The sequence below is a fragment of the Pseudomonas sp. GT1P32 genome, from assembly GCF_054897805.1.
In genome coordinates this window covers 1,916,563-1,939,261 of the sequence record NZ_CM142704.1, presented here as the reverse complement: position 1 = coordinate 1,939,261, position 22,699 = coordinate 1,916,563, and the positions used below count along the sequence as shown (strand labels likewise).

The window sequence follows — 22,699 nt, the reverse complement described above, 5'->3', positions numbered from 1 at the left end:
GAGAACCTGACCATGAAAAAGCTGACCAACGCCACCGGGGCACCGGTGGCCGACAACCTCAATATCCAGACCGCCGGCCCCCGTGGGCCGGCGCTCTTGCAAGACATCTGGTTGCTGGAAAAACTCGCCCACTTCGACCGCGAACTGATCCCGGAACGGCGCATGCACGCCAAGGGTGCGGGCGCCTATGGCACGTTCACCGTCACCCATGACATCACCCGTTATACAAAAGCCAGCATCTTCAGCTCGGTGGGCAAGCAAACGCCGCTGTTCGTGCGCTTTTCCTCGGTGGCCGGCGAACGCGGCGCGGCGGATGCCGAGCGTGATATCCGTGGCTTCGCGGTGAAGTTCTACACCGACGAAGGCAACTGGGACATTGTCGGCAACAACACGCCGGTGTTTTTCTTCCGCGACCCGCTGCGTTTCTCCGACCTCAACCACGTGGTCAAGCGCGACCCGCGCACCGGCCTGCGCAACGCCACCAGCAACTGGGACTTCTGGACCCTGCTGCCCGAGGCGCTGCACCAGGTGACCATCGTGATGAGCGATCGCGGGATTCCCACCAGTTTCCGTCACATGCACGGCTTCGGCAGTCACACCTTCAGCCTGATCGACCGCGACAACAAACGGGTGTGGGTGAAGTTTCATTTTGTCTGCCAGCAAGGCATCGAAAACCTCTCGGACGCCGAGGCCGAAGCGGTGGTCGGCAAGGACCGCGAAAGCAATCTGCGCGACCTTTACGAAGTCATTGAGCAGGGCAACTTCCCGCGCTGGAAATTGTGCATTCAGGTGATGGAGGAAGAACAGGCACTCAACTATCGGCACAACCCGTTCGACTTGACCAAGGTCTGGCCACACGCTGAATTCCCGCTGATTGAAGTGGGCGTCATGGAGCTCAATCGCAACGCCGAAAACCACTTTGCCGAAATCGAACAGGCAGCGTTTTCGCCGGCCAACGTGGTGCCGGGCGTGAGTTTTTCACCGGACCGCATGCTCCAGGCGCGGCTGTTTTCCTATGGCGATGCCCAGCGTTATCGCCTCGGCGTGAACTTCAACCACATCCCGGTCAACGCGCCGCGCTGTCCGGTGCACAGCTACCACCGCGACGGCGCCATGCGCACCGACGGCAACCTCGGCGGTACCGCCAGTTACTTCCCGAACAGTGTCGGTGAATGGCAGGACTCGCCGGAACTGGCCGAGCCGCCGCTGCCGCTGGAAGGCTTTGCCCAGCATTATGATCATCGGTTGGAAGAGGATCATTACGAACAGCCGGGTAACCTGTTCCGACTACTCGATCCGGCGCGCAAGCAGTTGCTGTTCGACAACACCGCACGCGCCATGAACGGCGTGCCGCAGGCGATCCGCCAGCGTCATATCGACAACTGCACCAAGGCTGATCCGGCCTACGGATTTGGCGTGGCCGAGGCGTTGGAGCGGTTGGTGCCGTTAGGGTAAAGGCGGCAGGCTTGCCGGCGATGACGCCCATGAAATCGCCATCGCCAGCAAGCCGGGCTCCTACAGGTTTTGCGTAATATCCAAATCCCGAACACCCCACAAACCCTGTAGGAGCCGGCTTGCTGGCGATGGCGCCCATGAAGTCGCCATCGCCGGCAAGCCGGGCTCCTACAGGTTTGTGTCATCCCCAAATCCCGAACACCCCACAATCCCTGTAGGAGCCGGCTTGCCGGCGATGGCGCCCATGAAATCGCCATCGCCAGCAAGCCGGGCTCCTACAGGTTTTGTGTCGATCATCAATCCCCGAACACCTCGCAATCCCTGTAGGAGCCGGCTTGCTGGCGATGGCGCCCATGAAATCGCCATCGCCGGCAAGCCGGGCTCCTACAGGTTGACGCGTGGAAGCGCGCGCACGGCTCGGCAGCGCCAGGCGAATGGGTTGATGCCTTCGCTGCGGGTGAAGATGTGGCAGAAGTGCGCCTGATCGCAGAAACCGCATTCGAGGCTGATCTGCGTGAGGCTCAGGTCGGTGTTCTGGATCAGTTGCTTGGCCCGGGCGATGCGTTGGTGGCGAATCCAGTCTTGGGGCGAGAGGCCGGTGCTGCACTTGAATGCACGGGAGAAGTGACTGCGCGAGAGGGCGCAGGCGCGTGCCAGTTCGGTCACTTCGACGGTTTCACCGAGGCGTTCGAGGATCAGTTGCTTGACCAGGCTTTCGCGCCACGGGGTCAGGCCGCCGGTGGTTTTCTTTCGCGTTTCAGTGGCAGTCGCGCGGGCGACGTTTTGCTGAGAATGAGCCATGACAAATGTCCGTGTCGGTGAGCTTCATTCTTGGTCGCGGGGCTCTGGCAGGCGAGTTAAACGTTGTTAATTTCGCCGATGCGCAGTGGTGGACAACGGCGCTGACTCAGCACATGGCTGCAATTTTCGCGGTGCCGGGCGAGGCATGATCGACGTCTTGTGGCGGGCCTGTGCATGGCCGCTCTTCTGACTTGATCAAGGGTGACGGCATGAAACATTCTCTGGTTGGCGCGTTGGGCCTCGCGGTGGCGCTGGCGTCCGGAATCTCCTCGGCTCAGGCACCGGCACAGGTCGGCACCCAGGTGCCGGGCTACTTCCGCCTGGCAGTAGGCTACTTTGAGGTGACGGCTCTGTTCGACGGCTACAACGACCTGTCGCCCAAACTGCTCCAGGGCCTGACCCAAAGCCAGATTCGCGCACTGCTGGCCCGTCGCTCGATTGAAACACCGGGGGTGCAGACTGCGTTCAACGCCTTCCTGATCAACACCGGCAAGCAATTGGTCCTGGTGGATACCGGCGCCGGCCAGTGCATCGGTGCGACGGCGGGCATGCTCTCGGACAACATGAAAGCCGCCGGCTACGAGCCTTCGCAGGTCGACACGATTCTGTTGACCCACCTGCACCTGGACCATGTGTGCGGATTGGTCGACGGCCAGCAGAAACCGGTTTTTGCCAACGCCACGGTCTACGCCGCGAAGGCCGAAGCCGATTACTGGCTTGATCCTCAGGCGCTGGCCAAAGCTCCCGAGGGCGCCAAGCCGTATTTCAAAATCGCCCAGGACTCCACTGCACCGTACGTCGCGGCGGGACGTTTCAAGACGTTCGACGCCGGCCAGTCGCCTGTGCCGGGGGTCGAGGCCACGCTGGAAGCCGGGCACACGCCGGGCAGCACGACGTACCGCTTCACCTCTCATGGGCAGAGCATTTTGTTCATGGGCGATCTGGTGCATAACCTCGCGGTGCAGTTCTTGCACCCGGAAGTCTCGATTGGTTTTGACGTCAACAGCCAGCAAGCGATCAAAAGCCGCGCCAAGGTGTTCAGCGATGCTGCCGCCAGCAAAACCTGGGTGACGGCAGCGCACTTGCCGTTTCCGGGCATCGGCCACATCGCCGCAGAGGGCAAGCATTTTCAATGGGTTCCGGTGGAATACGGTCCTTATAAACGTGCGGCGAAAGTGCCGCTGATCGAGTAAAGTCCGACGCATTCACAAGGGAGCCGTGCCTATGAACCGTAACGATCTGCGCCGCGTCGACATGAACCTGTTGGTGATTTTCGAGGCCTTGATGTTCGAAAAAAACCTGACCCGGGTGGCTGAAAAACTGTTCATGGGCCAACCGGCGGTGAGTGCGGCGCTGGGGCGGTTACGGGATCTGTTTGACGATCCGTTGCTGTTGCGTAATGGCCGCGGCATGGAGCCGACAACGCGGGCGCTGGCGATTCTGAAGGAATTGCAGCCAGCGATGGATGTGATTTCCGGGGCGGTCAGCCGAGCTAAAGAATTCGATCCGGCGAGCAGCTGCGATGTGTTCCGCATTGGTTTGTCGGACGACGCCGAATTCGGTTTGTTCCCGCCGTTGTTGCGGCAACTGCAAGAAGAGGCGCCGGGGATTGTTGTGGTGGTGCGGCGTGCGAACTATTTGCTGATGCCGGCATTGCTGGCCTCAGGAGAAATCTCTGTGGGGGTGAGTTACACCACGGATTTGCCCGCGAATGCGAAGTGCAAGAAATTGCGCGACATCCCCTGCAAGGTGCTGCGCGGGGACAAGCGACCGGGGACGCTGACGCTCGACGAATATTGCGAACGACCGCATGCGATGGTGTCGTTCTCTGGCGACCTGAGCGGCAATATCGATCTGGATCTGGCCAAGGTTGGCCGCAGTCGTCGGGTGGTGTTGGGCGTTCCGCAGTTCAGTGGGTTGCGTGCATTGCTTGCCGGCACGGAGATGATTGCAACCGTGCCGGATTATGCGGCGTGTGCGCTGGTTGAAGGGTGTGCGTTGCGGGCTGAGGATCCACCGTTTCCCATTGATGCTGCGCAGCTTTCGATGGCTTGGAGTGGGGTGCACGACAATGATCCGGCGGAGCGGTGGTTGCGGTCTCGGATCAGTGAGTTTATGTCGAGGCCTTTGCCTGTATCGGGTTGAACGTGGCGGCCTTCGGGCCGACCAGGTTCTTGTTGTCGGTGTACATATCCATTTCTGCGGTAACGGCCACTTAGGGTTTCGCCCTTACGGCGACTCACTTTTTTTTCAAACGCCAAAAAAAAGTAAGCAAAAAAAGGCTCGCCCCGAGCGTCCGGCCCCTCGCTAAGGCTCGGCGTTCCCTCGCTCCGGTCCTGCTCCGTGGGCCCGCCGCCATCGGCCATCCCTGGCCGGGGGCGGCTAGCCCGGCATCCATGCCGGGCTGCCCACTGCGCAGAACCTCCACTCGGCCTCCCGAAGGGGCGGGTAGATCAAAATCAAAAGCTGCAGGCGAGCTAACGCTCGGCCTGATGAGTGGTGAAGGGCGCGGGTGCGTTGCTTTGCTCTTCGTAGGAGCGATGCTTGCTCGCGAAGGCAGCCTGAGAGCCGATCCTTCACTCACGAATGTACCCAACCCTCTGTAGGAGCCGGCTTGCCGGCGATGGCGTCCGGTCAGTCACGCACTCATTGCCTGACCCACCGCCATCGCCGGCAAGCCGGCTCCTACAGGGGACCGCGTTAGCTTTTGATTTTTACCACTCATCAGGTCGAGCGTTAGCTCGCCTTCAGCTTTTGATCTGAGCGCCCCCTCGAGAGGCCGAGCGCAGGTTCTGCGCAGTGGGCAACCCGGCATGGATGCCGGGTTAGCCGCCCCCGGCCATGGATGGCCGATGGCGGCGGGCCCACGGAGCAGGACCGGAGCGAGGGCATGGCGAGCATTAGCGAGCCACCGAACGAAAGGGGCAAGAGCGCTTGGTTACTTGCCGCTTCTGCAAGTGACTCGCCGTAAGGGCGAAACCAATAGCAGCCGTTACCGCGGGAATGGATATGTACATCAATAGAAGATAGGTCGGCTATCAGGCCGCCATCGCCGGCAAGCCGGCTCCTACAGGGGGGCGATGGCTGGCGATCCTGATCGGCTCACAAAAAGAGCACGTACATTCAATTTTCCCCGCCCCCACACCGGCACTATCAAATGAGGTCCCGGCGCTTTGACGCCGATGGTTTTTCATTTGTGCAGGTAGTCCATGAACGCTTCGCAATGGGATGAACGGGCCCAGGATATCGGGCTGTTTTTTTTGCGGGTCAGCGGTGGTTTGTTTCTGCTGTGGGTGCACGGTTTGCCCAAGCTGCTTAACTACAGTGCTCAACTGCAAGTCATCGAAGACCCTTTCCACCTGGGCGCGAATGTCACGCTGATGTTGGCGATTTTTGCCGAGGTGCTGTGCCCGCTGCTGATCATTGCCGGGGTGTTGGTGCGCCTGGCGTGCCTGCCGATTTTGTCTGTGTTGTGGATTGCACTGCTGGTTGTGCACCCGCAATGGAGCCTCGAGGAAGGGCAGTTCGGCTGGCTGCTGTTGATTCTGTTCACCAGCCTCTTTATCGCCGGGCCGGGACGGCTGGCGCTCAATGTCCGACTCGCCGGAGCTTTGCGTTATGTCTGAATCCAATCGTTTCGAGGAAGTCGTGACCCTGGTCATCAAGCACCGGGTCAAAGCCGGTTTTGAAGTGCCCTACGAAGCCTGGTTGCGCAACATCGTCAGTATCGCCGGGCAGCAGGATGGGCACTTGGGGGTGGATGTGATGCGCGGCAAGAGCGCCGGCCTCGACATGTACACCTGCGTGCTGCGCTTTTGCTCCACCGACGCGATGCAGCACTGGCTCGATTCGCCACAACGGCTGGAACTGGTCAATGAAGCCACGCCGATGCTCGCCGATGGCGACCAGACCGAGGTCAACCCGGTCAAAGAATTCTGGTTCGCGCCGCCGGCTGAAACCGGTTCGCCGCCGCCGCGCTGGAAGCAGGCCGTGGTGACGTTGCTGGTGATTCTGCCGCACACCTTGCTGGTGCCGCTGCTCTGGGGCCCGCTGTTGCGGCTTAACGCGTTCCTGTCCAGTTACGTGGTCGCCACGTTCCTGATCACGCTGACCATCGTCGTTTCGGTGGTGTACCTGTTCATGCCGATGGCGACGCGTTTGTTCGCGCCTTGGCTGTCCCCCTCCACTCAGCCCAAGGAAACGCGATGAACGCCGACCTGATTTTGTTCAATGGCCAATTTCATACCGTTGACCGTGAAAACCCACGCGCCAGTGCCGTCGCCATCAGCGATGGCCGTTTCGTCGCGGTCGGCACTGACGCCGAAGCCATGGCCCTGCGCGGTTCCGGCACCCAAGTCATCGACCTCAAGGGCCGCTGCGTCATCCCCGGCCTTAACGACTCGCACTTGCACCTGATCCGTGGCGGTTTGAACTACAACCTCGAACTGCGCTGGGAAGGTGTGCCGTCGCTGGCCGACGCCCTGCGCATGCTCAAGGATCAGGCTGACCGCACGCCAACGCCGCAGTGGGTGCGCGTGGTCGGTGGCTGGAACGAATTCCAGTTCGCCGAAAAGCGCATGCCAACCCTGGAAGAGCTCAACCAAGCGGCACCGGATACGCCGGTATTTGTCCTGCATCTATATGACCGCGCTCTGCTCAACCGCGCCGCGTTGCGCGTGGCTGGTTACACCCGCAACACGCCGAACCCGCCGGGTGGCGAGATTGTGCGCGATGCCAACGGTGAGCCGACCGGCATGCTGGTCGCACGCCCGAACGCGATGATTTTGTACTCGACCCTGGCCAAGGGGCCGAAGTTGCCGCTGGAGTATCAGGTCAACTCGACCCGCCAGTTCATGCGCGAACTCAACCGTCTCGGCCTGACCAGCGCCATCGATGCCGGCGGCGGTTTCCAGAATTATCCGGACGATTACCAGGTGATCGAGCAGTTGGCCAAGGACCAGCAACTGACCATCCGCATCGCCTACAACCTGTTCACCCAGAAACCCAAGGAAGAGCTGACCGACTTCAAGAACTGGACCAGCAGCGTGACCCTGCATCAGGGCGATGACTTCCTGCGACACAACGGCGCCGGGGAAATGCTGGTGTTCTCGGCGGCGGATTTCGAGGACTTCCTCGAGCCGCGCCCGGACCTGCCGAAAACCATGGAAGACGAGCTGGAGCCGGTGGTCCGCCACTTGGTCGAGCAGCGTTGGCCGTTCCGTTTGCACGCGACCTACAACGAATCCATCAGCCGCATGCTCGACGTGTTCGAGAAGGTCAACCGCGACATCCCGTTCAATGGTTTGCCGTGGTTTTTCGACCACGCCGAAACCATCACGCCGCAGAACATCGAACGGGTGAGGGCGCTGGGTGGCGGTATCGCAATTCAGGATCGCATGGCGTTTCAGGGCGAGTATTTCGTCGAGCGTTACGGCGCCAAGGCTGCCGAAGCGACGCCGCCGATCAAGCGCATGCTGGCCGAAGGTGTGCCGGTTGGCGCAGGCACCGACGCGACGCGGGTGTCCAGCTACAACCCATGGACTTCGCTGTACTGGATGGTTAGCGGTCGCACCGTCGGTGGCCTGGAGCTGCACGCCGAGGGGCTGTCCCGGCAGACCGCGCTGGAACTGTTCACCCACGGCAGCGCCTGGTTCTCTTCCGAGCAGGGCAAGAAAGGCATGATCAAAGTCGGCCAACTGGCTGACGTCGCGGCACTGAGCGCGGACTTTTTCAGCGTTGACGAAGAAGCGATCAAGTGGATCGAGTCGGTGTTGACCGTGGTCGGCGGCAAGGTGGTGTACGCCGCCGGTGATTTCGAAAAACTCGGCCCGGCCAGTGTGCCGGTGCTGCCGGACTGGTCGCCGGTGGTCAAGGTGCCGGGTCACTGGCGCCCGACGTCGCCGATGCAGGCGCAGGTTCACCATTGCAGCGGGCCGTGCGGCGTGCATTCCCACAGTCATGAAAAGGCGCGGTTGTCGAACGCGCCGGTCAGCGATTTCGCCGGTTTCTGGGGCGCCTTCGGCTGCTCGTGCTTCGCGTTCTGACGATCACAAAAAAGCGCCGACCCGCGTGTCGGCGCCTTATGTAATACCCATCCATCGAGGAGTTTCACATGAGCAACGTTCCGTACAAACGCCTGAACAAAGACGATGCCGTTGTCCTGTTGGTCGATCACCAGACCGGTCTGATTTCGCTGGTTCAGGATTTCTCGCCGAACGAATTCAAGAACAACGTGCTGGCCCTGGGCGACGTGGCCAAGTTCTTCAAACTGCCGACCATCCTCACCACCAGCTTCGAAAACGGCCCGAACGGCCCAATGGTGCCGGAATTGAAAGAGCAGTTCCCGGACGCGCCGTACATCCCGCGTCCAGGCCAGATCAACGCCTGGGACAACGAAGATTTCGTCAAGGCCGTCAAAGCCACCGGCCGCAAGCAGCTGATCATCGCGGGTGTGGTGACTGACGTTTGCGTGACCTTCCCGACGCTGTCGGCGCTGGCCGAAGGGTTTGAAGTGTTTGTGGTGACCGATGCTTCCGGTACGTTCAACGAAACCGTGCAACAAGCCGCGTGGGCTCGGATGGCGGCGGCCGGTGCTCAACTGGTGAACTGGTTCTCCGTGGCGTGCGAGCTGCAGGGCGACTGGCGCAACGACATGGAAGGCCTGGCGAACCTGCTGTCGCCGCGTATTCCCAACTATCGCAACCTGATGAACAGCTACTCGGTGCTGACTTCGAAATAAGTCCGCCGCCAAAAAAATGCCCGCGATCTGCGGGCATTTTTTTTGTTTTTCGTAGGAGCCGGCTTGCCGGCGATGGCGATCTCACGGGCGCTATCGCCGGCAAGCCGGGCTCCTACAAGTCTGTTGCAGTTATACAGATTGGCGTTTTTGTAGCCAGCTGAGAAAACCACCTTTCTTGATCGGCACCGGTTTGGCCAGCAGCGCCAACCGACTGTTCTGCTGCCGCACCGCCTGCAACTTGTTCAACGCCCGACCCACTTCAACCTGTTGTTCCATGCAGCTGCGGGTCAGGGATTTGTCGATCCGATAGATGATGCACGAGGTCAACGCGGTGAACGTAGCCTGCGACGGTGTGTCGGTGAGGATGCTCTGTTCACCCATCACCTCGCTCGGCCCCATGCGCCCGGCTTCGGTTTGCCCGGCGCCGTCCGGTACTGTCGCGCTGACCACGCCTGTGGCGATGACCATCAGGCTGTCCGGCACTTCACCCAATTCCAGCACCACCTGGCCAGCCGCGTACTGCTGCGCGACCATCGAACGGGCCATCCGGTCGCGTTCGTCTTCGCTCAGGGAACGGAAGACTTTCACCTCGTCCAGCAAGGACCGCGCGCGGGTTGTCGGTTCGATCACGCCGTCGAGCTGCCGGGAAATACCCGCCGCTTCGAGGTGCCGATGGGCCAGGTCGAACAGTTGATTGCGCACTTCGCTTTTCTTGCCCAGCTCAGCGATAAACCCGCTGGCGACGTATTCGGACATGGTTTCGCCAGCCTCTTTCAGCACGGCTTTCGGCGCCGGGTTGAGCAGCAGACTGCTGCTGCCTTGCAGCGTGCGATCCAGTGCATCCAGCACTCGACGCGGACGGATGTGGTTGGGCACCTGGATGCTGATCGACACGCCATGCATGTTGCCGGGGCGGCTCAGGTTGACGATCTTGGCTTTGGCCGCCACCGAGTTCGGCACCACCGCCGTACTGCCCGCACTGGTCAGCAGGTGAGTGGCGCGCCAATCGATGTCGAGCACCTTACCCTCAACGCCGTCGATCACGATCCAGTCATCCACCTGATACGGCTTGGTGGTATTGAGCACGATCCCGGAAAACACGTCGCTCAGGGTGCTTTGCAACGCCAGGCCGACGACGATTGCCACCACCCCGGACGTCGCCAGCAAACCTTTCACCGGCAACTCCAGCACGTAACCAGCTGCGGCGACGATGGCGACCAGGAACACCAGTGCGCCGATGACATCCTGCAGCAACCGACCGCTGTGCCCGATGCGTCGCATCAGCACTAGGCCGATGACTTCGGTGAGCACACGTGCGGCGTACAACCACCAGAGAATCCCCAGCGCCGTGGCGCCCAGTTGCGCCACGCGGTCGTCTGCCAACAGCGGCGCCTGCAACGGGCTGACGCCGGCGTTGATGATGAGCGCGCTGAACATCAGAAACAGCGCCAGGCGCACACCGACCCGCGTGACGCGATGCTTGAACGGCGCTAGGTGCCAGAGCACGGCGTCGATGACCAGCAACAGCGCACTCCAGGACAGCAGATGACCGTAGATGAGGGACATGGAAGAGCTCCGGAAGACTGATTTTTTTGTAGGAGCCGGCTTGCCGGCGATGGCGATCTCAAACCCTGCATCGCTCTCACGGACGCCATCGCCGGCAAGCCGGCTCCTACAATTTGACCTGCGTAAACCCGATCCCTTGTAGGAGCCAGGCTTGCCGGCGAAGGCGTACTTGAAGGCGCCTTCGCGAGCAAGCTTCGCTCCTACAGTTGAACTGTGCGACCCCGATCCCTTGTAGGAGCCAGGCTTGCCGGCGAAGGCGTACTTGAGAGCGCCTTCGCCGGCAAACGGAGCGCCGCCCGGCCGCTCCTACAGAAAAGCCCCTCGCACGATGACCGTGGGAGGGGCGAGGGGACTCAGTTCAGATGAGTCTTGAGCTCCAGCGCGGCCTGACGCACCGCTGCTTTCACTTCCGGAATCTGGCTCAGTGGATTGAGCAAACCGAAGTCGTGAATCATCCCGTTGTAACGCACCGCCGTGACCGGCACACCGGCCGCATCGAGGTGGCGGGCATAGGCTTCGCCTTCGTCACGCAGCACGTCGAACTCGGCGGTCTGCACCAGCGCTGCCGGCAAACCCTTGAGCTGTTCGGCGCTGGCCTGCAACGGCGAGGCATGGATCTGCGCACGCTCGGCCTGGTCGGTGGTGTAGTTGTCCCAGAACCAATTCATCATGCCTTTGGTGAGGAAGTGGCCTTCGGCAAATTGCTGGTACGAGCCGGTGTCGAACTGCGCGTTGGTCACTGGCCACATCAACAACTGGAAGCGCAGCGCCGGGGCTTTCTGTTCCTTGGCCATCAACGCCACGACCGCCGCCATGTTGCCACCGACGCTGTTTCCGGCCACCGCGAGACGCTTGCCGTCGACGCCGATGTCCTTGCCATGCTCGGCCACCCAGCGGGTCGCGGCGTAGGCCTGGTTGATCGCGGTCGGGTAGTGCGCTTCCGGCGATGGCGTGTAATCGACATACACCGCGACGGCACCGGAGCCGACCACCAGGTCATGAATCAAGCGTTGGTGAGTCGGGTAATCGCCCAGCACCCAGCCGCCACCGTGGAAGAACATGAACACCGGCAACTCACCTTTGACCTTGGCCGGGCGCACGATTTTCAGGTTAATGGTTTGACCATCGACCTTGATTGCACGATCGCTGACGTCCACACCCGACAGATCAACCTTGACCGAGTTTTGCGCACCGGTCAGCACCGCACGGGCATCTTTCGGGCTCAGTTGCTCAAGCGGCTTGCCACCACCGGCGGCGAGGGCTTCGAGGAAGGCTTGAGTGTTGTGTTCAACGCCTGGGCTGCCAGCGGCAAAGGCGTTGCCGACGGAGAGGGCGAGGAGGGAAGCGGTCAGGGTTTTCTTGACGAGGTTCATGAGTAAATCCTTTTTAATGAATTAGAGATTGGTTACCTAAGGGTCAGGTTGCTGCTGCGCTGGGACTCAGGCCTCAGCAACACCGTGGACACAGATTAATAGGGTGCTCGAAAGGGAAAAAGCGGCTATAAAGCGTTTAACTGTCAACCGGAAAGTGACAATGAACCCGTTCGAAGATATGCGTATTTTTTGCCAGGTCATGGACTCCGGCAGCTTCACCTCAGCCGCCGATCAATTGGGCCTGTCCAAGCAGTTCGTCAGCCGTCGCTTGATGCAACTTGAAGAACGCCTGGGCGTACGCTTGCTCAACCGCTCCACGCGGCGCCTGGACGTCACCCCGCTGGGCCAGAGTTATTACGAGTCGGCGTTGCGCTTGCTCAGCGAAGTCGAGCAGGTGGAACAGGGCATCGCCGGCCAGACCACCGAACCGCGCGGCACCATTCGCGTGAGTGCGCCGTTGTCGTTTGCAGTGGCGCATTTGGGGTGTTTGCTGCCGGTGTTCTTGCAGCGTTATCGCGATGTCACGGTGGAAGTGGATTTGAGCGACCGCCCGGTGGATCTGATCAGCGAGGGTTACGACCTGGCGTTGCGCATCGGCATCCTCGAAGACTCGACGCTGATCGCCCGCCGCATCGCTTCGATCCAGCGGGTGTATTGCGCCAGCCCGGCTTACCTGGCGGAGCGCGGAACACCGGGTAAACCCGAGGACCTGCACACGCACGACTGCCTGCCGTATGGCCACGGCCGCCAGGTGCAATGGCGTTTTGAAGGGCAGGGCAAGCCACTGGCGGTCAACGTGACCGGGCGGATGCGGGTCAACAACGGTGAGTTGCTCAGGGATGCGGCCATTGCCGGGATGGGGATCACGTACCTGCCGACCTTCATTGTCGGGGCCGCGTTGAAGGATGGGCGGCTGGTGCCGGTGCTGGATGAGTTTCGCCCGCAGCCGCTGACGTTGTCGGCGGTGTACCCGCAGCATCGCCAGAGTTCGCGACCGGTGCAGGCGTTGATCGAGTTTCTGCGTGAGCGGCTGGATCAGGCTGAAGAAATTTTATAGAGCACAGCACATTTCCAATGTGGGAGCGAGCCTGCTCGCGAAGGCAGAGTGTCAGACGACATCAATGTTGAATTACAAAATGCTTTCGCGAGCAGGCTCGCTCCCACAGGGATTTGTGGCGAACCTTTGTTCAGCAGTGATCAGGACCTATTGTCATCACCCGGCTCGCCACCGACGTGCACGCCGTGGTCGTCACCCGGTTCACCGCCGACATGAACGCCGTGGTCATCGCCGACTTCACCGGCATGATGAACGCCGTGGTCGTCACCGATTTCACCGGCGTGATGAACCCCACGGTTGTGGCCGACTTCACCGGCGTTATGAACGCCGTGATCGTCTCCCGGTTCGGCATGGGTGCCGCTGCGACCGGATGAGGCTGTGTTGCCGGAATGTCCCGAGTCATGGTCGCTGCCACTGTGACCGCTGCCGCTATTGCCGCCGCTGCCGCTTCCACCGTTACCGCTGCCGCCATTGCCGCCACTGCCGCTTCCGCCGTGGCCGCCGCCATTGCCGCCGCCACCACCACCGTTTCCGCCACCACCACCGCCGCCAGAGCCACCGCCGCCGCCACCACCAGAGCCTCCACCACCCCCACCATCCTTGGCCTGAGCACTAGATACGCCGGAGAGGCTGTCCGGAATCAATACGGTAGACGCCGACAAAACCGCGCCAATAGCTACTGCTAGTAAAAGCTTGTTGATGTGCATGTCGTTCTCCGTTTTCTTATTCAGGTTGGAACGTTGATGAACAATGCAACTTGCTGCTCAATTCAGTGGGAGAACACTGCAACGTTCCGGTTTATTCAGTTGCAACGTCGATGAACGATGAACGGTACGACTCGACCCTGTCCCGGGGTCAGTGAATGCTCGAGGCCAGTTCGAATATCGGGATGTACATCAGGATCACGATGACCCCGATCAACAGGCCGATGAAGGTCATGAGCAAGGGTTCGAACAAACGTACGAACCATTCGATCCATCGGCTGATTTCTTCGTCGTAGAAATCCGCGCTGCGTTCCATCATTTGTCCGAGGTTGCCGGACTGCTCGCCGGCACGCAGCAAGCGCAGGGACACTGGCGTCACGAGGTGATTGAGCTCCAGCGCCGTCGACAGCGATTGCCCTTCGCGTACCCGCTCGCAGGCCTGGTCCAGGCGCACGCGGGAGGCAGCGGTGAGCAGGCCGCGGACCATGCCCATGGCGGTGACGAGAGGGATGCCGCCCTGCAGCAGAATCCCCAGCGAGCGATAGAAGCGCGCCAGTTCGTACATGAAGATGCGTTGATGGACTGCCGGGAGTTTTTCGATCACGCGGTCCACGCCCCGACGAAAGGCCGGTTGGCGCTGGAGGAAGGCGAGGGCGACGACGACCGCCGCCAACGTGCCGAAGAATTCGCCCTGGTGAGCATGCAGGAACATCCCGCTGTTCATCAGCACTTGTGACAGCCACGGCAGGTTATTGCCCAGCCCTTCGAACACCAGGCTGAAGCGCGGCACTACATAACCCATCAAAAACAGGACCACGCCACCTCCCACCACCAGCAACAGCATGGGGTAGATCGAAGCGCTGACGATCTTCTGTCGAACCTCGTCCATGCGCTGGCGATAGCTGACATAGCGGCCCAGCGCTTCGCCCACCGCGCCGGTCTTCTCGCTGGACTGCACCAGCGCCACATAGAGCGGGGGGAAAACCGCCGACAACTGACCCAATGCCTGGGAGAACGATTTGCCCTCATAAAGCAGGCGCACCAGCTCACTCAAGGTTTTGCGGGCCTGTGGCGCGGTTTCTTTTTCCGCCAGGCTTTCCAGCGCATCGATCAACGGCAGGCCGGCGTTGAGCAGGGTGGTCAGCTCCTGGCTGAACAACACCAGGTTGAACGTCTCGCGCTTTTGCAGTCGCAACGCCCGCCAGTGCTTTTCGGCTTGCAGGCTGACGACCCGCAGGCCCTGGTCTTCGACAATGCGTCGGGCTTCGCTGTCCCCTTGGGCCTCGACCGTCATCGAGACCACGCCGGCCTTGCCGACGGCCTTGAGATGAAAGCGCATGCTCGCCTCCCGTTACTGCCAACTGGTGATTTCGGCGTTTTCGCCTTCGCCGCCGGGTTGACCGTCCTTGCCCATGGACAGCAGGTCGTATTCACCGTTTTCACCGGGGTAGCGGTAGGTGTAATTGCGGCCCCACGGATCCTGCGGCAGTTTTTTCTGCAGGTAGGGGCCGGTCCAGCGGGTTTCATCACTGGGCGCGGTGACCAGCGCCTGCAAACCCTGTTCGGTCGACGGGTAATGGCCGACCTCCAGGCGGTACAAATCCAGCGCTTTGCCCAGGCCTTCGATTTGCGCCTTGGCCACCTTCACTTCGGAGCGGCCGAGTTGGGCGAAATACTTCGGCGCGACGATGCCGGCCAACAGCCCCAGCACCACCAGCACCACCAACAGTTCGAGCAAGGTGAACCCACGCTGAGCTCGCGGTGAGCCATTACGCGGGGCACAACACAGACGATGATTCATGATGACCTCACACAGTCGGCAAAAGGGTCGCCACAGAGGCTCATGCAATTGCCATGCTCACCCCGGACATCCTGCCGCAACCCCTGAATTACTGGCCTTCGCGCTTACGGCACAGTGCTTGCGTATGGCTGGTTCACTACCGGTCATTGGGGCAATAGCCCCATTTTTCGGGGCCGGTCAGGGGAGACAGAATAATGAAAACACTCACCACTGGACTGCTCGGCTGCATGCTGCTGGCAGGCACAGCTCAGGCCGATGTATTCGTTTCCGTGGACAGCAAGGGCAGCTACGTTTTGTCCAATGTCCACCGCCCCGGTCGCACCTACGAACGGGTGATTCACGAGCCTGAATCGTCGCAGGTCAGCCTCGATCAACAGCCGCAGATGATTGCCCGGCAACCCTATGCCGAGCTGGTTTCGGCGGCCGCCACGGCCAATCAATTACCGGCGGCGCTGTTGCATGCGGTGATCCAGGCCGAGTCCCACTACGACTCCAGCGCGACTTCATCGAAGGGGGCCGGCGGGCTGATGCAATTGATGCCCGATACCGCCCGGGAAATGGGTGTGACCAACGTCTATGACCCCAAGGCCAACATTCAGGGCGGGGCCAAATACCTCAAGCGCCTGATGACCCTGTTCGACAACGACATCGCGCTTGCCGTGGCGGCCTACAACGCCGGGCCGCAAGCGGTGCTGAGCCGTGGCGGGGTGATCCCGCCGTTCGCCGAAACCCGCCGTTATGTGCCGAGCGTGCTGCGCCAATACCGCCGCTTGCAAGGCCTGGCCGTGGATGCGCCGCTGTGATGGGTGATGGCCCCACATGTGGGGCAACGCATTCATCTGTAGGAGCCGGTTTGCTGGCGAAGGCATTTTCACAATCACCACCTGCCCACAAGTCGGATCGTCAGCAAGCCGGCTCCTACAGGTGTGGGCGTTCTGGCGGAATCAACGGGCAACCCGAATGGTGGGGATTGGGTGGGGAATATCCCCCGACTTATCAAGTCGTTTACGTAGCTGGCTGAAAAATAACAAAAAAATTTATGGCATGCGGATTGCTCCAGGGGATTTGTCGAGAATCATTCCCGTGAGTACCCAAAGCGAGGCCCGTGATCATGACCGGCATACCCCACGCTCATCACTTGGTTAACTTGCTGCTATTTTTTGCACCTCTGTTTGGCATCGAGCTGGCCGAAGCCGCCATACGTTGCGAACGAAATCTGGTGGCGAACGTCGTGGCGCTGGATCAACCACTGATGTTCAACCGCCTCGGCGCGCAAAACGTCAACGGCATGATGTTCGCCCTGCGTCGTGATGTGGTCGACGATCACAATGTGTCCCTGGCCTACGGTGGCGCAGCGGTGCCGGGCAAGGTTTCGCTGCGGCCCGACAAGCGTCCGCGTCCATTGGTGTTGCGCGTTGCCGCCGGTGACTGCCTGACCATCAATCTGCAGAACCTGCTGGCCTATCAGGCCAACCCCGGCAGCCACGACAGCGGCGAGGAAGAAGAGGGGGAGATCGAGGGCGAGGTAGAAATCGGCAACGCGGAGCAGTTCAAGGTTGATGAGCAGGTCACCGACCGTCACGTCGGCTTTCAGGTCAACGGTCTGCAGGCGGTCAACAGCATTGACGACATCTCGGCCTACACCGGACGCAACCCCAATACGCTGGTCGCCCCCGGCGCGACCCGTTCCTACACTTTGTATGCCGAGCGTGAAGGGGCGTTTGCCGCCAGCAGTCGCGGTGCAACGTTCGGTGGTGAAGGCGATGCGGGCAACGTCGCCAACGGCCTGTTCGGCGAAGTGGTGGTGGTGCCCAAGGGCGGCCGCACCTATCGCAACACCGTGACCGAAGAAGAAATGCGCCTCGCCAGCACCGGCCGCACGCCGGCCGGTCAACCGATTGTCGATTACCAGGCACGCTACCCGCAGCGTGAACCGTGGATTCGTGAAGGCAAGGCCGGCACGCCGATCATCAACATGGTCGACGGCAACGAAATCATCTCCAGCGAGAGCGATGCGATCGTCATGGGCAGCAACGCCGACGGCAGCTTCCCGCCGTCGACCTATCCGCTGGAAGCCATCGGCAAACGCAACCCGGCGTTGCCTAACCGGCTGGAACCGTTCCGCGATTTCGCCTCGCAATTCCAGGATGAAACCGCCGCGACCCAGGCATTCCCCGCGTACTGGGAAGACCCGGTCATGGCCCACGTGCTGGAGCCGACCCGCGATTCGTTCATGATCAACTACGGCTCCGGCGGCATGGGCGCCGAAGTGGTCGCCAACCGATTAGGCGTCGGGCCGATGCACGATTGCCTGTCCTGCGCCTATGAAGAATTCTTCCTCAGTTCGCACACCGTCGGCGACGTGGCGATGCTGGTGGACGTGCCGGCCAACGCCGGTCTGGAAAGCATCCGCCCGGGCGAAACACCGCGCGCCGATCAGGTCGGGGTCAAGGCGACCATGGCGCTGTATCCGTCCGAGCCGTCCAACGTCAACCACAGCTACATCGGTGACTTCGTCAAATTCCGCAACACCCACAACGGCCACGAACAACACATCTTCCACCTGCACGGACACCAGTGGCTGTTCAACCCCAACGACGACAACTCCGACTACGTGGATGCCCAAGGCATCGGGCCGGGCGCCGGTTACACCTATGAAATCGCCAACGGCGGTTCGGGCAACCGCAATCGCGTCGCCGGTGATGCGATCTATCACTGCCACTTCTATCCGCACTTCGCCCAAGGCATGTGGAGCATGTGGCGGGTGCACGACGTGTTTGAAGAAGGCACCCGACTCGAGGTGTCCCAGCAGGGCGCCGACGGTTATCACAGCGAACCTTATGCACTGCGCAACGGTAAACCGGCCGCTGGCGCCCGGGCCTTGCCCGATGGCGAGATCATTGCCGGCACGCCGATTCCAGCGGTCGTGCCGCTCCCGGGCAAAGCCATGGCGCCGATGCCGGGCAAAGTCGCGGTCGTGCCGAAAATCGGCGAGACCCTGGTGGCTGGCAATGACGACGGTGAGCATACCGGTGGCGCCCGGGCCATTGGCTCCCTGGCGCTGGTCGACCGCAGCAACGCCAACCGCAACGCCGACGGCAGCCTGAAAAACCCTGGTTATCCGTTCTGGATCGGCGGCATGGAAAGCTCGGTCGGCCAACGTCCACCGACCCCACCGCTGGACATGCTCGACGCCGCCAAGGCTCAGGCCTTGAAAACCAGCGGCAATGCCTTGTGGGCCAACCTCGATCCGGCGCAGTCCGGTGGCTGGGACGGCGGTTTGGGACGCCACTCCCTGGACGGTTTCTCTGCCGGTGGCGAGGCGAATACCGTGACCACCTCGCTGGATTTCTCCAAGGAAGTGACCCGCGCCAAAGCGCTTTACCTGCCGGAAGAGGGCACCGAAGTCGAACAGGCGGCCATGGCCTTCCACGCGAAAAAAGACCACCCGAGCTTCGCCGTGCTGCCCGGCAATCAAATCGTCGCACGCGCCTTCCGCACTAACGGCGCACTGCCAGTCGCCGGTGCGCCTTTCTACGAACCGTGCATGGACGACCGGCAAAAACGCCTGACCAGCAGCGCCGGCATGGGCGAGTTTGCCAGCGGCGAACGGCTCGACGGCATGTCCTTCAGCGGGTCTTCAACCTTTACGGCTGACCGGCCAAGGATCTACAAAGCGGCGAACATCCAGTTCGACGCGGTCTACAACAAGGTCGGCTACCACTTCCCGCAAGCGCGCATTCTGGCCCTGTGGGAAGACGCCTGGCCGGTGATCACCAAGCAGCGTCCGCCAGAGCCTTTGGTGATGCGCATGAACACCCTCGACTGCGTGCAATACCAGCAAACCAACCTCGTGCCGGCCACCTATGAAATGGACGACTATCAGGTGCGCACGCCGACTGACGTGATCGGCCAGCACATTCACTTGCCGAAATGGGACCTGACGGCGGCGGACGGTTCGGCCAACGGCTGGAACTACGAAGACGGCGTACTTTCCCCCGGTGCGGTGCAAGAACGCATCCACGCCATCCGCGAGTTCAACCAATGCCAAGGCACCGACCCGCGTGACGGCACACCGGCCTGCCCGAAAGCGAAAAACCACCCGTACTTCGGCCAGTTTGGCCGGGCCGACTGGGTCGGGGCGCGCACCGCGATGCAGCGCTGGTTTGCCGATCCGGTGGTGAACAGCAAAGGCGTCGACCGTGGCCTGGGGACCATTTTCACCCACGATCACCTCGGGCCATCGACTCACCAGCAGATTGGTCTGTACGCCACCGTGCTGGCTGAGCCGGCCGGTTCCACCTGGTTCCATGCCGAAACCGGCGAGCCGTTGTACAGCGGCGCGCGCCAGGATGGCGGGCCGACTTCGTGGCAAGCCGTGGTGTCCACCGGCGACCTGGACGGCGACGGCAAGAACGACAGCTTCCGTGAGTTCTTCCTCGAATACAGCGACTTCCAGCATGCCTATGAAGCCGGTGTGTACGTGGGCGCGGGTCCCAATGGTGTGCCGAATCCACAAGCGTTCCCGGCCACTGCGGACAGTTTCCGCTACGCGATCAATCCGCCGGTGCGCAACAACGCCAGCACCCTGTTGGACGGCATCGTCGAAGTGCAGGGCGGTATGGTCCCCGGTTGCCCGAGCCGGCCGTGCCCACAAGCGATCTCGGTCGATGACCCCGGCATGTTCGTGGTCAACTACCGCAACGAACCGCTGGCCCTGCGGGTGTACGATCCGTACAAGGTCGGCCCGGACGGCAAGCGCGGCATGCAGGCCGACGGCCTCGGCGGCGATCTGGCGTACGCCATGCAAAGCCGCACCGACCGTGCGATCCCGGCGATGAACCAGGCGCCGAACCTGGTCACCGCCGCCACCGGCCCGACTGGCGGCACCACCTTGTTCCCGCCGCACATCAACCGTGGCGGCGCGGAACCGGGTGATCCGTTCACGCCGATGCTGCGTACCTACACCGGTGACAACGTGCGGCTGCGGGTGCATGCCGGCGGCCACGAAGAAGAGCACAACGTGACCCTGCACGGCGTGAAGTGGCTGCAAAGCGGTTCCGGTTACGGCAACAGCTCCAACTCGGGTTGGCGCTCGTCGCAAATGATCGGGATCTCCGAGCAGATGGGCTTCATTGCGCCGGTCTCGATGCTGTCCAGCTCGGCGGCGACCACGGGTGATTACCTGTACTCGATGGACGCCTCCCTCGAAGGTTACTGGAGCGGGATCTGGGGCGTGATGCGCAACTACACGGCCCAGCGCAGCGATCTGTTCGCGCTGCCGAACAACCCGAAACCGGCGGGTATGCGCAACACCGTGGCGTTCGACGGTACCTGCCCACGGATCAGCGCCAACCCGAACGGCATCGGCACCCGGCCGACCGTGCAACGCAACTATGAAGTGGTCGCGGCACTGGCCAACGACATTCTCGGCAATCCGCTGAACCTGGTCCTTGGCGATCCGGCGGGTATCGGCCAACACGTCGGCGGGCCGTTGAAACCGGCGGGCGGCACCTTGGTGTACAACTCGCGAGTGGTCAATATCCCGCAGGTCACGGTGACCGATCCGGAAGATGGCGAAACCATCACCATCGGCGGGCAAAGCGGTCCGCTGCATGACCCGACCGCGATCATTTACGTACGCAAGTCTGACCTCGATACGGTCACCGGCAAGCTCAAGCCCGGTGTGCCTGTCGAACCGCTGGTGCTGCGCGCGACGGCGGGGGACTGCATCAACATCACCCTGGAAAACCGTCTGCCCATGGTCATGCCGGACTTGACCCAGACGGCGGTGATGCAAGGCGTCGTCAAACGTGATCGCAACAGTGGGCAGGGCTCGACCACCTTCAGCAACAACCTGATGCGGCCGTCCAGCCACGTGGGCCTGCACGCGCAATTGCTGGCGTACGACATCACCAAATCCGACGGCACCAACGTCGGCGCCAACCCGATCCAGACCGTGCCACCGCGGGTTGGCAACAGCGGCGCCTACCCGACCCGTACTTATCAGTACTACGCCGGGCACCTGGAGCGTGAAGGCAAACCGATCACTCAACTGGGCCGCAGCGTCGACAACATCAACGCCACGGCCGTGGAGTTCGGCGGGTTGAATTTCACCCCGGCGGACGTGATCAAGCAACCGCAGAAAGGCCTGGGTGGCGCGATGAGCATCCTGCCGGTCGGTGCTACCTGGGTGGACGACGCGCGCAAAGTCACGGCGACGGTCACCGCACCGGGGCAGACCCCTTACCGCGACTTTGCGATGGTCTGGCAGAAAGCCTTGAACATTCGCTGGGCCAATGGCCGGCCGGTGGAAGGCATCGCTGCCGAAGGCTTCGGTGTGCCGACCGATCCGCAGGACAACTCGAGCATGGCCATCAACTACAAGGCCGAGCCGATATGGTTCCGCTTCGGCCTGGCGCCGGATGCGCCGTTCGGTCACGCCGACGGCGCGGGTTACGGCGACGTGCCCAACGCGCACATGGCGTACAGCAATGCGCTGGTGGGCGGCGATCCGCAGACGCCGGTGCTGTATGTGAAACCGGGGCAACCGTTCCGCACGCACATCCTGATGCCATCCGGGGGTAGCCGCGGCACGACCTTCCAGCTGGACGGTCACGTCTGGTCGGTCAATCCGTTCCAGTCGGAGAAGAGTGACACCGCAGGTTATCCGATGAGCACGCCTGGCGTGGGTTCGGTGCGGTTCGGGTTCAACCCGATGTCGATGTACATCGGCGCCCACGAAAGCATCCTGCCGGCGGCTCACTTCAGCTTCATGCACCCGAGCGCCGGGGGCAGCAACGCGATACCGGGCGACTACCTGTTCCGCGATTACGGCGCCTACGGCAATACCGCCGGGCTCTGGGGCTTGTTACGAGTGACCAACGAACCCGAACCGGCGCCGACACCGTAGACGTTGTGCGACACCAGCCCTGTAGGAGCGAAGCTTGCTCGCGAAGGGGACACCTCGGTTGTGGGTGGTATGGCGGATGACGCCTTCGCGGGCAAGCCTCGCTCCTACAAGGGATCGGGTTTACAGGGTTCGAATTGTAGGAGCTGGCTTGCCTGCGATGGCGGCCGTGAGATTGATGCAAGGCGTAAGGGCCTCATCGCCAGCAAGCTGGCTCCTACAAGGGATTGGGTTCACACAGGGCAAATTGTAGGAGCTGGCTTGCCAGCGATGGCGGCCGTGAGATTGATGCA

17 protein-coding genes are annotated in these 22,699 nt (G+C 61.8%); 11 read left to right on the top strand and 6 right to left on the bottom strand.

Features of this window, described 5'->3' with window-relative positions:
- The first annotated feature begins 12 nt into the window (after positions 1-12).
- On the top strand, positions 13-1,455 hold the full coding sequence (locus ACYZUC_RS08740; RefSeq protein WP_461995102.1) for a catalase: 1,443 nt from the start codon (positions 13-15) through the stop codon (positions 1,453-1,455).
- Positions 1,456-1,839: 384 nt separating this feature from the next.
- On the opposite strand, the gene ACYZUC_RS08735 is transcribed toward ACYZUC_RS08740, so the two are convergent.
- Complete coding sequence (locus ACYZUC_RS08735; protein ID WP_008041154.1) at positions 1,840-2,256, bottom strand: helix-turn-helix domain-containing protein; 417 nt, start codon at positions 2,254-2,256, stop codon at positions 1,840-1,842.
- 5 nt (positions 2,257-2,261) lie between these two features.
- Here ACYZUC_RS08735 and ACYZUC_RS08730 point away from each other — a divergent pair, with 5 nt between their 5' ends.
- The 7 genes from ACYZUC_RS08730 to ycaC all read left to right on the top strand — a co-directional run bounded on the left by ACYZUC_RS08730 (position 2,262) and on the right by ycaC (position 8,995).
- Entirely contained in the window at positions 2,262-2,405 is a 144-nt protein-coding gene (locus ACYZUC_RS08730; RefSeq protein WP_192418307.1) for a hypothetical protein, read from the top strand.
- Between the two features lie 60 nt (positions 2,406-2,465).
- On the top strand, positions 2,466-3,449 hold the full coding sequence (locus tag ACYZUC_RS08725; protein ID WP_461995100.1) for an MBL fold metallo-hydrolase: 984 nt from the start codon (positions 2,466-2,468) through the stop codon (positions 3,447-3,449).
- 31 nt (positions 3,450-3,480) lie between these two features.
- On the top strand, positions 3,481-4,401 hold the full coding sequence (locus ACYZUC_RS08720) for a LysR family transcriptional regulator (protein WP_280163564.1): 921 nt from the start codon (positions 3,481-3,483) through the stop codon (positions 4,399-4,401).
- A 1,064-nt stretch (positions 4,402-5,465) separates the two neighbouring features.
- The gene (locus ACYZUC_RS08715; RefSeq protein WP_461995098.1) at positions 5,466-5,882 is read left to right on the top strand and encodes a DoxX family protein; all 417 of its coding nucleotides are present in this window, start codon (positions 5,466-5,468) and stop codon (positions 5,880-5,882) included.
- Positions 5,875-6,465: an antibiotic biosynthesis monooxygenase gene (locus ACYZUC_RS08710; RefSeq protein WP_461995096.1), complete on the top strand. Its 591-nt coding sequence runs from the start codon at positions 5,875-5,877 to the stop codon at positions 6,463-6,465. Before ACYZUC_RS08715 ends, ACYZUC_RS08710 begins: the two co-directional genes overlap by 8 nt.
- Complete coding sequence (locus tag ACYZUC_RS08705; protein WP_461995094.1) at positions 6,462-8,300, top strand: amidohydrolase; 1,839 nt, start codon at positions 6,462-6,464, stop codon at positions 8,298-8,300. The genes ACYZUC_RS08710 and ACYZUC_RS08705 overlap by 4 nt, the downstream gene beginning before the upstream one ends.
- Positions 8,301-8,368: 68 nt before the next feature.
- Positions 8,369-8,995, top strand: a complete 627-nt coding sequence (gene ycaC, locus ACYZUC_RS08700) for an isochorismate family cysteine hydrolase YcaC (protein ID WP_008032694.1) — start codon at positions 8,369-8,371, stop codon at positions 8,993-8,995.
- Positions 8,996-9,124: 129 nt separating this feature from the next.
- Here ycaC and ACYZUC_RS08695 read toward each other — a convergent pair whose 3' ends face one another.
- A complete protein-coding gene (locus ACYZUC_RS08695) occupies positions 9,125-10,561 on the bottom strand; it encodes a mechanosensitive ion channel domain-containing protein (RefSeq protein ID WP_461995091.1) in 1,437 nt (478 codons plus the stop codon).
- Positions 10,562-10,914: 353 nt separating this feature from the next.
- Positions 10,915-11,934, bottom strand: coding sequence for an alpha/beta hydrolase (locus tag ACYZUC_RS08690; protein ID WP_008032696.1), 1,020 nt, complete (start codon positions 11,932-11,934; stop codon positions 10,915-10,917).
- Positions 11,935-12,094: 160 nt separating this feature from the next.
- Here ACYZUC_RS08690 and ACYZUC_RS08685 point away from each other — a divergent pair, with 160 nt between their 5' ends.
- Positions 12,095-12,991 carry a LysR family transcriptional regulator gene (locus ACYZUC_RS08685; RefSeq protein WP_461995089.1) on the top strand — a complete coding sequence of 299 codons (897 nt, stop codon included), beginning with the start codon at positions 12,095-12,097 and terminating at the stop codon, positions 12,989-12,991.
- A 140-nt stretch (positions 12,992-13,131) separates the two neighbouring features.
- Here ACYZUC_RS08685 and ACYZUC_RS08680 read toward each other — a convergent pair whose 3' ends face one another.
- The 3 genes from ACYZUC_RS08680 to gspG form a co-directional block, all read right to left on the bottom strand.
- Complete coding sequence (locus ACYZUC_RS08680; RefSeq protein WP_461995087.1) at positions 13,132-13,698, bottom strand: hypothetical protein; 567 nt, start codon at positions 13,696-13,698, stop codon at positions 13,132-13,134.
- A gap of 148 nt (positions 13,699-13,846) precedes the next feature.
- On the bottom strand, positions 13,847-15,034 hold the full coding sequence (locus ACYZUC_RS08675; protein ID WP_461995085.1) for a type II secretion system F family protein: 1,188 nt from the start codon (positions 15,032-15,034) through the stop codon (positions 13,847-13,849).
- Between the two features lie 12 nt (positions 15,035-15,046).
- Positions 15,047-15,496, bottom strand: coding sequence for a type II secretion system major pseudopilin GspG (gene gspG, locus ACYZUC_RS08670; RefSeq protein WP_461995083.1), 450 nt, complete (start codon positions 15,494-15,496; stop codon positions 15,047-15,049).
- 194 nt (positions 15,497-15,690) lie between these two features.
- Here gspG and ACYZUC_RS08665 point away from each other — a divergent pair, with 194 nt between their 5' ends.
- Positions 15,691-16,299 (top strand): lytic transglycosylase domain-containing protein, encoded by a 609-nt coding sequence (locus ACYZUC_RS08665; RefSeq protein WP_461995081.1) that lies wholly within the window; start codon positions 15,691-15,693, stop codon positions 16,297-16,299.
- A 308-nt stretch (positions 16,300-16,607) separates the two neighbouring features.
- Positions 16,608-22,409, top strand: coding sequence for a manganese-oxidizing multicopper oxidase MnxG (gene mnxG / locus ACYZUC_RS08660; protein WP_461995079.1), 5,802 nt, complete (start codon positions 16,608-16,610; stop codon positions 22,407-22,409).
- Positions 22,410-22,699 lie beyond the last annotated feature (290 nt).

Excerpts from the sequence above, each read along its gene's own strand:
- ycaC (WP_008032694.1), top strand. The coding sequence starts at position 8,369 with ATGAGCAACGTTCCGTACAAACGCCTGAACAAAGACGATGCCGTTGTC.
- gspG (WP_461995083.1), bottom strand. The coding sequence starts at position 15,496 with ATGAATCATCGTCTGTGTTGTGCCCCGCGTAATGGCTCACCGCGAGCT.
- ACYZUC_RS08685 (WP_461995089.1), top strand. The coding sequence starts at position 12,095 with ATGAACCCGTTCGAAGATATGCGTATTTTTTGCCAGGTCATGGACTCC.
- ACYZUC_RS08730 (WP_192418307.1), top strand. The coding sequence starts at position 2,262 with ATGTCCGTGTCGGTGAGCTTCATTCTTGGTCGCGGGGCTCTGGCAGGC.
- ACYZUC_RS08690 (WP_008032696.1), bottom strand. The coding sequence starts at position 11,934 with ATGAACCTCGTCAAGAAAACCCTGACCGCTTCCCTCCTCGCCCTCTCC.
- ACYZUC_RS08680 (WP_461995087.1), bottom strand. The coding sequence starts at position 13,698 with ATGCACATCAACAAGCTTTTACTAGCAGTAGCTATTGGCGCGGTTTTG.
- ACYZUC_RS08720 (WP_280163564.1), top strand. The coding sequence starts at position 3,481 with ATGAACCGTAACGATCTGCGCCGCGTCGACATGAACCTGTTGGTGATT.
- ACYZUC_RS08665 (WP_461995081.1), top strand. The coding sequence starts at position 15,691 with ATGAAAACACTCACCACTGGACTGCTCGGCTGCATGCTGCTGGCAGGC.
- ACYZUC_RS08735 (WP_008041154.1), bottom strand. The coding sequence starts at position 2,256 with ATGGCTCATTCTCAGCAAAACGTCGCCCGCGCGACTGCCACTGAAACG.
- ACYZUC_RS08740 (WP_461995102.1), top strand. The coding sequence starts at position 13 with ATGAAAAAGCTGACCAACGCCACCGGGGCACCGGTGGCCGACAACCTC.
- ACYZUC_RS08705 (WP_461995094.1), top strand. The coding sequence starts at position 6,462 with ATGAACGCCGACCTGATTTTGTTCAATGGCCAATTTCATACCGTTGAC.
- ACYZUC_RS08725 (WP_461995100.1), top strand. The coding sequence starts at position 2,466 with ATGAAACATTCTCTGGTTGGCGCGTTGGGCCTCGCGGTGGCGCTGGCG.
- ACYZUC_RS08715 (WP_461995098.1), top strand. The coding sequence starts at position 5,466 with ATGAACGCTTCGCAATGGGATGAACGGGCCCAGGATATCGGGCTGTTT.
- ACYZUC_RS08695 (WP_461995091.1), bottom strand. The coding sequence starts at position 10,561 with ATGTCCCTCATCTACGGTCATCTGCTGTCCTGGAGTGCGCTGTTGCTG.
- mnxG (WP_461995079.1), top strand. The coding sequence starts at position 16,608 with ATGACCGGCATACCCCACGCTCATCACTTGGTTAACTTGCTGCTATTT.
- ACYZUC_RS08710 (WP_461995096.1), top strand. The coding sequence starts at position 5,875 with ATGTCTGAATCCAATCGTTTCGAGGAAGTCGTGACCCTGGTCATCAAG.
- ACYZUC_RS08675 (WP_461995085.1), bottom strand. The coding sequence starts at position 15,034 with ATGCGCTTTCATCTCAAGGCCGTCGGCAAGGCCGGCGTGGTCTCGATG.